Genomic DNA, 9344 nt, shown 5'->3' on the forward strand with positions numbered 1-9344 from the left:
GACGGTGACAGTTCCGGGGTCTCAGGCGTCCGGCCCCGCGACGAGCTTTCCGCCCTTCGTCCTGACCGGCACGGACGGCAGCGGGGCGGTGGCGGGCCCCTGGAGGACCTTGCCGGTGCGGGCGTCGAAGACGCTGCCGTGGCAGGGGCAGCTGATCTTTCCGTCCTCGACGGAGTCCACGACGCAGCCCCGGTGGGTGCAGACCGCGCTGAACGCGGTGTAGCGGCCCTCTGCGGTCCGGGAGACGACCACCCGGTCCTCGCGGTAGATCTTCGCGCCCCCGGCCGGGACGGCGTCGGCCGCGCCGAGGTCGACGGGGGCGGTGGGGGTCGGGGACGCCTTCCTGCCCGATCCCGCCGGTGAGCAGGCCGCCGACCCGAGCCCGGCGGCTCCGGCCAGCGCCGCTCCGCACAGCACGGTTCGTCGGGAGGCGGGCTGACCGGTCATGGGGCCTCCACGGGGGGCAGGGCGGTACGCGTTGGTGCCGCCATACGACGATACCGGTACGGATCGGTCCGTTCGCGGGCGGTCCCAGGGCGCGCGTAAACGCTTGCGCAAGCGTTTACGCGCGGTCGCCGATGCGATACGTTCGCCCACGTTCCCGCAGCACGCCGAGAAGAGCCGGCACACCGAGGAGAGGGGCGGGCGGATGGCGACCATGGTCGATGTGGCCCGGCGCGCGGGCGTCTCCGTGGCCACCGTCTCGCACGTGGTCAACGAGACCCGCCGGGTGCGCCCGGACACCCGCCAGGCCGTCCTGGACGCCATCGACGACCTCGGCTACACCCCCAACACGCTCGCCCGCTCCCTCGTCACCGCCCGCACCCGCTCGATCGGGCTGGCCGTCTCGGCGATCAGTAATCCGTACTTCACCGAGATCCTGCAGGGCGTCGAGGCCGGCGCCCTCGAACACGGCTACAGCCTGCTGATCGCCGATCCGCACGACGACCCGGCCCATGAGCGGAAGGTCGTCCAGCTGCTCCACGAACGGCGGGTGGACGGAGTGATCGTCGCACCGTCCGCCGAGCCCGCCGAGCTGATCGGCTATCTGACCCGGCGCGGGGTCCCGTGCGTCTTCCTCGACCGGCTGATCGGCGGCCGGCACGACCATCCGTACGACCAGGTCGGCGCCGAGAACGCGTTCCACCTCGAACAACTGGTGCGCCACCTCGCCGAGCTGGGCCACACCCGCATCGGCATGGTCGCGGGTCTGCCGGGGCTGAGCACCACGGTCGAGCGGATCGACGGCTACCGCACCGGACTGCACCACAGCGGCCTGGCGTTCGACCCCGGGCTGCTGGCGGACGGCCACTCCGAGGCACGCGGCGCGGAGGACGCCACCCACCGGTTGCTGGCCTCCGACGAGCCGCCCACCGCGATCGTCACCGCCAACAACGCGATGACGATCGGCGCGCTGCGCGCCCTGCGGGCGGCGGGCCGCACCGTGCCGCACGATCTGGCGCTCGCCTGCTTCGACGACTTCTCCTGGGCCGATGTCTTCTCCCCCGGGCTCACCGCGATCTCCCAGCCCAGCCGGGAGATCGGCAGCACCGCGGTCCGGCTGCTGCTGGACCGGCTGGAGCATCCGGAACGGCCGCCGCGCACCGTGCGACTGCCCTGCGCCTTCGTCCACCGCACGTCCTGCGGCTGCGCCCCCGAACCCGCGCCCGAAACCGCCGGCCGCCCCTCGCCCCCAGGAAAGGACCCCGTCCCGTGATCGTCGTCGCCGGAGAAGCCCTGATCGACCTCGTGCCCGACCGCGCGGTCCCCGCCGCGACGGGCGACGAGCTGCCCGCGCTGCGTCCCGCACGCGGCGGCGGCCCCTACAACACCGCGATGGCGCTGGGGCGGCTCGGCGTGCCGACCGCGTTCTGCTCACGGGTCTCCACGGACGGCTTCGGCGAGGCGCTGCTGTCCCGGCTGCACCAGGACGGGGTGGACACCGCCCTGGTGCAGCGCGGCCCGGAGCCCACCACCCTCGCCGTCGCGTCGATCGGCGCCGATGGGTCGGCGGGCTTCGGCTTCTATGTGCAGGGCACCGCGGACCGGCTCTTCGAGCTGCCCCCGGCCCTGCCCGAGGGGACCACCGCGCTGTCGCTGGGGACCTGTTCGCTGGTGCTGGAGCCGGGCGCGAGCGCGTACGAGGCGCTGCTGCGGCGCGAGGCCGGGCGCGGCGTCTTCACCGCCCTCGACCCCAACATCCGCACCGGGCTCATCTCCGACGCGGACGCCTACCGGGCCCGCTTCCGCGGCTGGCTGCCGTATGTCGGGCTGCTCAAGCTGTCGGTCGAGGACGCGCGCTGGCTGGCCGGTTCCGGGGACGACCCGGCGGAGTCCGACGAGGCCGTCGAGGCGGCGATACGGGAGTGGGCGGCGGCCGGACCGGCGGCCGTGGTCTGCACCCTGGGCGGGGACGGGCTGAGCGTGCTGTGCCAGGACGGATCCCGCTGGTCCGTGCCCGGGGAGCGGGTGGAGATCGTGGACACCATCGGTGCGGGCGACACCGTGAACGCCGCGCTGCTGCACCGGCTGGCGGCGCATGACGCGCTGTCGGCGCCCGCGGTGGCCAAGCTGGGCGAGGCGGCCTGGCGGGACGTCCTGGGCTTCGCCGCCCGCGCCGCCGCGATCACCTGCTCCCGGGCGGGCGCCGAACCTCCGTACGCCGCCGAGCTGGCCTGAGCGCATCAGCACGCGGTGCGCCGCACCCGGACCGGGCGCGGCGCACCGCGGCTTCACTTACCGGCTGTCCGCTTCGAAGCGGTCTTCTTGGCCGCCGTCTTCTTGGCCGCCGTCTTCTTGGCCGCCGTCTTCTTCGCGGCGCTCTTCTTGGCCGCCGCCTTTGCGGGGGTCTTCTTGGCGGTCGCCTTCGTGCCGCCGCCGGTGCGGGCCGCCGGCACCGTCGCGTCGCTCACCCGCTCGCCCAGCATGTCCCGCAGGAACTTTCCGGTGTGGCTGGTCGGGACCGAGGCCACCTCCTCCGGGGTGCCCTCGGCGATGACCAGACCGCCGCCGCTGCCGCCCTCCGGGCCCATGTCGACGACCCAGTCCGCCGTCTTGATCACATCGAGGTTGTGCTCGATGACGATCACCGTGTTGCCCTTGTCGACCAGTCCGGACAGCACGTTGATCAGCTTGTTGATGTCCTCGAAGTGCAGACCGGTGGTCGGCTCGTCCAGCACATAGACCGTCCGCCCGGTGGACCGCTTCTGCAGCTCGCTCGCCAGCTTGACCCGCTGCGCCTCACCACCGGAGAGGGTCGGCGCGGGCTGGCCGAGCCGCACATACCCCAGGCCGACCTCGTTGAGGGTGCGCAGATGGCGGGCGATCGTCGGCACCGCCTCGAAGAAGTCCAGCGCCTCCTCGATGGGCATGTCCAGCACCTCGGCGATGGACTTGCCCTTGTAGTGCACCTCCAGGGTCTCCCGGTTGTAGCGCGCGCCGTGGCAGACCTCGCACGGCACATACACATCCGGCAGGAAGTTCATCTCGATCTTGATGGTGCCGTCACCGGAGCAGTTCTCGCAGCGGCCGCCCTTGACGTTGAAGGAGAAGCGCCCGGGCATATAGCCGCGCACCTTCGCCTCCATCGTCTCGGCGAACAGCTTGCGGACGTGGTCGAAGACCCCGGTGTACGTGGCCGGGTTGGACCGCGGCGTACGGCCGATGGGCGACTGGTCGACATGGACCACCTTGTCGACCAGGTCGTCGCCGGCGACCCGGGTGTGCCGCCCGGGGACCGTCTTCGCCCCGTTCAGCTCGCGGGCCAGATGGGTGTAGAGGATGTCGTTGACCAGCGTGGACTTGCCGGACCCGGAGACACCGGTGACGGCGGTGAGCACGCCGAGCGGGAAGGACACATCGATGTCCTGGAGGTTGTTCTCCCGGGCGCCGTGCACCGTCAGCTGCCGCGCCTGGTCCATGGGACGCCGTGCCCGCGGCAGCGGGATGACCTTCTTGCCCGACAGATAGTGACCGGTCGCCGACTCCTCGTTGACCAGCAGCTCGCTCAGCGGGCCGCTGTGCACCACCTTGCCGCCGTGCTCACCCGCGCCCGGGCCGATGTCCACCACCCAGTCCGAGGTCTTGATGGTGTCCTCGTCGTGCTCGACGACGATCAGGGTGTTGCCGAGGTCGCGCAGCCGCACCAGCGTCTCGATCAGCCGGTGGTTGTCCCGCTGGTGCAGGCCGATCGACGGCTCGTCCAGCACGTACAGCACGCCGACCAGACCGGAGCCGATCTGGGTGGCCAGCCGGATGCGCTGGGCCTCCCCGCCGGACAGCGTGCCCGCCGCCCGGTTGAGCGAGAGATAGTCCAGGCCGACGTCGACCAGGAACCGCAGCCGCTCGTTGACCTCCTTGAGGACGCGCTCGGCGATGGTCTTCTCGCGGGCGGTCAGCTCCATGTTCCGCAGGAACTCGGCGCATTCGCTGATCGACATCGCGGAGACGTCCGCGATGGACCGCTCCTGCACGGTGACCGCGAGGACGATCGGCTTGAGGCGAGTGCCCTCACACGTGGGGCAGGGCACCTCGCGCATATAGCCCTCGAACCGCTCCCGGCTGCTGTCGCTCTCCGCCTCCGAGTGGCGCCGCTTGACGAAGGGCACCGCGCCCTCGAACGCGGTGGTGTACGCGCGCTGGCGGCCGTAGCGATTGCGGTAGCGGACGTCGATCTGGGTGCGGTGCCCGTTCAGCAGGGCCTTCTTGGCCCGCTGCGGAAGCCCCGCCCAGGGGATGTCCGTGCGGAAGCCGAGCGCGTCGGCGAGCGCGCCGACCAGCCGCCCGAAGTAGTCCTTGGTGTGGCCGTGGGACCAGGGGTGGATGGCGCCCTCGTCGAGCGACTTCTCCTCGTCCGGAACGATCAGCTCCGGGTCTACCTCCATCCGGGTGCCGATCCCGGTGCACTCCGGGCAGGCGCCGAACGGCGAGTTGAAGGAGAAGGAACGCGGCTCCAGCTCCTCGAAGGACAGGTCGTCGTACGGGCAGTAGAGGTGCTCGGAGAACATCCGCTCGCGCTGCGGATCGTCCTCGTCGAGATCCACGAAGTCCAGGATGATCATGCCGCCGGAGAGGCCGAGCGCGGTCTCCACCGAGTCGGTCAGCCGCCGCTTGGCGCTGTCCTTGACGGTGAGGCGGTCCACGACCACCTCGATGGTGTGCTTCTCCTGCTTCTTCAGCTTCGGCGGGTCGGACAGCTGGATCGTCGTGCCGTCCACCCGGGCCCGGCTGTAGCCCTTGGTCTGCAGATCGGAGAAGAGGTCGACGAACTCCCCCTTGCGCTCGCGCACCAGCGGGGAGAGCACCTGGAAGCGGCTGCCCTCGGGCAGCTCCAGCACCCGGTCCACGATCGCCTGCGGCGACTGGCGGGCGATCGGGCGCCCGCACTCCGGGCAGTGCGGCTTGCCGATGCGCGCGAACAGCAGCCGGAGGTAGTCGTAGACCTCGGTGATGGTGCCGACGGTCGAGCGCGGGTTGCGGGACGTCGACTTCTGGTCGATCGACACCGCCGGGGACAGGCCCTCGATGAAGTCCACATCGGGCTTGTCCATCTGGCCCAGGAACTGCCGGGCGTAGGAGGAGAGCGACTCGACGTAGCGGCGCTGCCCCTCGGCGAAGATCGTGTCGAACGCGAGGGACGACTTGCCCGACCCGGACAGCCCGGTGAAGACGATGAGGGAGTCGCGAGGGAGGTCGAGCGAGACGTTCTTCAGGTTGTGCTCGCGAGCCCCACGGACGATGAGACGGTCGGCCACGCCGGTCGGCACCTTTCTTGAGGAGAGGCGGGTGCGCCGGGCCCGCTCCCGAATCCCCTCCCCGACGGATCTCCCGACGGACAGGACGGAGCGGAGCGAAGCCCCCGACCCAGGGTATGGGGGCGCCACGGCGATGTCTTAAGGATGCAGCACACCGAGCCTATAGCACGCACATTCGATTTGCGGGACCAGCGTGCCTGGTTCACCCGATCGTGTGGCGGGTGCTACGGGATAAAAGGCGCATCACGCCCCTGGTATTCCCCGTCCGCCCCCTCGCCCCCGAGCCCACGCCGCCCGGTCTCCCGGCGCTAGGGTGAGGTCATGACCTACAGCGGAGTGGTGACGGTCGGCGGACCGGCGGACGTGCACGAACTGCCCGATCTGATGATCTCGAAGGTCGCGGTCGGCCCCATGAACAACAACGCGTATCTGCTGCGCTGCCGGGCCACCGATGAGCAGCTGCTGATCGACGCGGCCGCCGATCCGCACACCCTGCTGTCACTGATCGGCGAGAGCGGCATCGCGTCCGTCGTCACCACCCACCGCCACCAGGACCACTGGAACGCGCTGCGCGAGGTGGTGGACGCCACCGGTGCCCGCACCCTGGCGGGCCGGTACGACGCCGAGGGCATCCCGGTGCCCACCGATGTGGCGGTCGAGGACGGCGACACGGTGCGGGTCGGCCGGGTCGAGCTGACCGCCCGCCATCTGGTGGGCCACACCCCGGGCAGCATCGCCCTGATCTACGACGACCCGCACGGCCATCCGCACGTGTTCACCGGCGACTGCCTCTTCCCCGGCGGCGTCGGCAACACCTGGAAGGACCCCGAGGCGTTCGAGAGCCTGATCAACGACGTCGAGACCAAGCTCTTCGACCGGCTCCCGGACGAGACCTGGGTCTACCCCGGCCACGGCGACGACACCACCCTCGGCGCCGAGCGCCCGCACCTCGCCGAATGGCGCGAGCGCGGCTGGTAGCACCGGCCGGCGGCACCCCCTCCGCGCCCGCACCACGACGCCGACGGCCGACCATCCGGCAAGCGGACGGTCGGCCGTGGGGGCGGGCGTCAGACGTCGGCGCCGTCCCTGTCCCGCGCCCGGCCCTCCTCGGCCTCCGCCTCCGCCAGCGCCTGCTTCTTCGACGCGTAGAGGCTGGTGATCGTCGTGATCGCGAGCACCGCGCAGATCACGCCCAGCGACACCGGTATGGAGATCTGCGGGACGTGCACCCCGGACTCGTGCAGGGCGTGCAGCACCAGCTTGACGCCGATGAAGCCGAGGATGACCGACAGTCCGTACGACAGGTGGACCAGCTTCTTCAGCAGCCCGCCGATCAGGAAGTACAGCTGGCGCAGACCCATCAGCGCGAAGGCGTTGGCGGTGAACACGATGTACGGGTCCTGGGTCAGGCCGAAGATCGCGGGTATGGAGTCCAGCGCGAAGAGGACGTCCGTGGTGCCGATCGCCAGCATGACGATCAGCATCGGCGTCATCAGCCGCTTGCCGTTCTCCATGATGAACAGCTTGGTGCCGTGGTACTGATCGGTGGACGGGAAGCGCTTCTCGACCGCCTTGAGCAGGCGGTTCTCCTCGAACTCCTCTTCCTCCTCACCGGCGCGGGCCTCCTGGATGAGCTTCCAGGCGGTCCAGATGAGGAAGGCGCCGAAGATGTAGAAGACCCAGGCGAAGTTCGCGATGATCGCGGCACCGGCGGCGATGAAGACCGCGCGCAGCACGAGCGCGATCAGCACACCCACCATCAGCACCCGCTGCTGGTAGATCGTCGGCACCGAGAACTTCGCCATGATCAGGACGAAGACGAAGAGGTTGTCGACGCTCAGCGACTTCTCGGTGATGAAGCCCGCGAAGAACTCGCCGGAGGGCTGGCCGCCCGCGAAGACCAGCAGCCCGAGCCCGAAGAGCCCGGCGAGAGCCATCCAGACGGCGGTCCAGGTACCGGCCTCCTTGAGGGAGACCTCATGCGGCTTGCGGCCGCCGATGAAGAAGTCGACGGCGATAAGGGCGCAGAGACCGACAATCGTCAGCCCCCACATGGCCACGGAAACGTCCACGGATCCTCCGGCATTCGTACGGCAATTTCAGCGTCGTCGCTGCCGGAGGTCTCTTCCGCCCGGGCTCGCGCCACGGACCGGTGCCCCGGGATCGCGCCCGACCCGACTCAAGGTGCTCGGGCGCGACCCGTGGTGACGGGAACACCGCTAAGGAGTACTCCCCTCCGCGTAAAGAAGAGTACAGGAAAACCCATGAAAGAGTAAAGAGAAAGGCAAATACCCAGCTCAGGCTGGGTTCTGACGGGGTGAAGGACGCTGGGTGATCTTCGATCGGACGCAGACGATCTTCGTGCTCAGCGTCCGTACGCCTGCCGGGCCCGCCCCACCTGATCCAGCACCTGCCGCAGCACCTCGCTGCCGGCCGGGACCAGCGACGGCTCGTACGTCCAGGCGTGGCCGACCCAGGGATCGGCGAGGTGATCGTCGGCGACCGGAGTGATCCGCAGCAGCGAGCGCCACAGCGGGTCCAGCACCGGCCCGTACGCCTGCGCGTCCTCCCGGTCGGCGACCATCATCAGATGCACCCCGGCCGAGGGCCCCTCGTCCGCGAGATAGCGCAGCTGGGTCACGGCCCGGTCGTCGAAGCCGTGCGGGAAGTCGTGGACGATCAGCAGCTGCTGGGCGAGGTCCAGGTCGGGCGGCAGCGCGTCGGTGGCCCCGCTGCGGATCGCCATCTGCACCAGGTCGACGCGCCGGGTCAGTGCGGCGAGCACCGAGGACACCCCCGCCGCCCCGGCCGCGGGCGGCTCACGCAGCGCACCGGACGACAGCAGCGGAGCCAGCGACGCCGCGGCCGCCCCCGCCGGGTCGATCACCCGCACCGCGAACTCGTCCACCGGATACACCGCCAGCAGCCGCGCCGCGTGCGCCACCGCCGTCTCGGCGGCCAGCCTGCGCAGCTCACCGGAGTCCAGCAGCGCGCCGCGGGCAGAGCCGGTGCGCCCCGCGTCGATCCACAGACCGCGCTCCAGCGGCAGCCGCACCAGCATGGGGATGCGCAGATCGGTGCGCTCCGGAAGGTACAGATCCCCCAGGCGCAGTGCCATCGGGATCTCCATCGGCACCTGGTAGCCCTGCCAGACCGGACTGTCCCAGCGGGCGTACGCGGGCGGCAGCGCGGGCTCGACCACCTCGGACTCGGCGGCCAGCTGCGCCAGGTCGCGGTCGAGGGCGGCCCGGGCCTGCTCGACCAGACCGGCCTGCTTGGCGCGGGCCTGCGCACGGGCGGCGTCGGCCGCGGGACCGACCCGGGTGCGGGGGTCGGAGAGCACCTTGTCCAGCTCCTGCTCCATCCGGGATTCGGCGAAGTCGACGGCGCTGCGATAGGCGGCCGCGGTGCGGGCCAGGTCCTCGAACATGCCCCAGACCTGATTGTAGAGCCGCTCGTCCATGGTCCAGCCGGAGGCGTCACCCGCGACGGGCCGCGCGGGCTCCCCGGGCGGGGCGGGCGGCGCGGTGGGCGGGGGCGTGGGCGGCGCGGCGGTACGGCGCCGGGGGGGCCCGGAGTCGAACCCCCCCC

At 70.9% G+C, this 9344-nt stretch carries 6 protein-coding genes and 1 pseudogene; 3 read left to right on the forward strand and 4 right to left on the reverse strand.

What is annotated here, in order from left to right:
* Positions 1-21: 21 nt before the first annotated feature.
* Positions 22-447 (reverse strand): Rieske (2Fe-2S) protein, encoded by a 426-nt coding sequence (locus tag ABZ562_RS24415; RefSeq protein ID WP_361483414.1) that lies wholly within the window; start codon positions 445-447, stop codon positions 22-24.
* Positions 448-649: 202 nt separating this feature from the next.
* Here ABZ562_RS24415 and ABZ562_RS24420 point away from each other — a divergent pair, with 202 nt between their 5' ends.
* Positions 650-1717, forward strand: coding sequence for a LacI family DNA-binding transcriptional regulator (locus ABZ562_RS24420; protein WP_361483417.1), 1068 nt, complete (start codon positions 650-652; stop codon positions 1715-1717).
* Entirely contained in the window at positions 1714-2679 is a 966-nt protein-coding gene (locus ABZ562_RS24425; RefSeq protein ID WP_361483419.1) for a carbohydrate kinase, read from the forward strand. The genes ABZ562_RS24420 and ABZ562_RS24425 overlap by 4 nt, the downstream gene beginning before the upstream one ends.
* Before the next feature lie 53 nt (positions 2680-2732).
* Here ABZ562_RS24425 and uvrA read toward each other — a convergent pair whose 3' ends face one another.
* The gene (gene uvrA / locus ABZ562_RS24430; protein WP_361483422.1) at positions 2733-5753 is read right to left on the reverse strand and encodes an excinuclease ABC subunit UvrA; all 3021 of its coding nucleotides are present in this window, start codon (positions 5751-5753) and stop codon (positions 2733-2735) included.
* Positions 5754-6074: 321 nt separating this feature from the next.
* Here uvrA and ABZ562_RS24435 point away from each other — a divergent pair, with 321 nt between their 5' ends.
* Positions 6075-6731, forward strand: coding sequence for an MBL fold metallo-hydrolase (locus ABZ562_RS24435; RefSeq protein ID WP_361483425.1), 657 nt, complete (start codon positions 6075-6077; stop codon positions 6729-6731).
* A gap of 89 nt (positions 6732-6820) precedes the next feature.
* Here the strand turns inward: ABZ562_RS24435 and ABZ562_RS24440 are convergent, their stop codons facing one another.
* Both ABZ562_RS24440 and ABZ562_RS24445 read right to left on the reverse strand, forming a co-directional pair.
* On the reverse strand, positions 6821-7825 hold the full coding sequence (locus tag ABZ562_RS24440; RefSeq protein ID WP_361483428.1) for a TerC family protein: 1005 nt from the start codon (positions 7823-7825) through the stop codon (positions 6821-6823).
* Positions 7826-8118: 293 nt separating this feature from the next.
* Positions 8119-9344, reverse strand: a pseudogene (locus ABZ562_RS24445) (export associated protein); the annotation flags it as partial.

The sequence above is a fragment of the Streptomyces sp. NPDC019937 genome (assembly GCF_040631655.1).
Taxonomy (GTDB): Bacteria; Actinomycetota; Actinomycetes; order Streptomycetales; family Streptomycetaceae; genus Streptomyces.

Coding starts and splice junctions, on each gene's coding strand:
- ABZ562_RS24420 (WP_361483417.1), top strand. CDS start 650: ATGGCGACCATGGTCGATGTGGCCCGGCGCGCGGGCGTCTCCGTGGCC.
- ABZ562_RS24435 (WP_361483425.1), top strand. CDS start 6,075: ATGACCTACAGCGGAGTGGTGACGGTCGGCGGACCGGCGGACGTGCAC.
- ABZ562_RS24415 (WP_361483414.1), bottom strand. CDS start 447: ATGACCGGTCAGCCCGCCTCCCGACGAACCGTGCTGTGCGGAGCGGCG.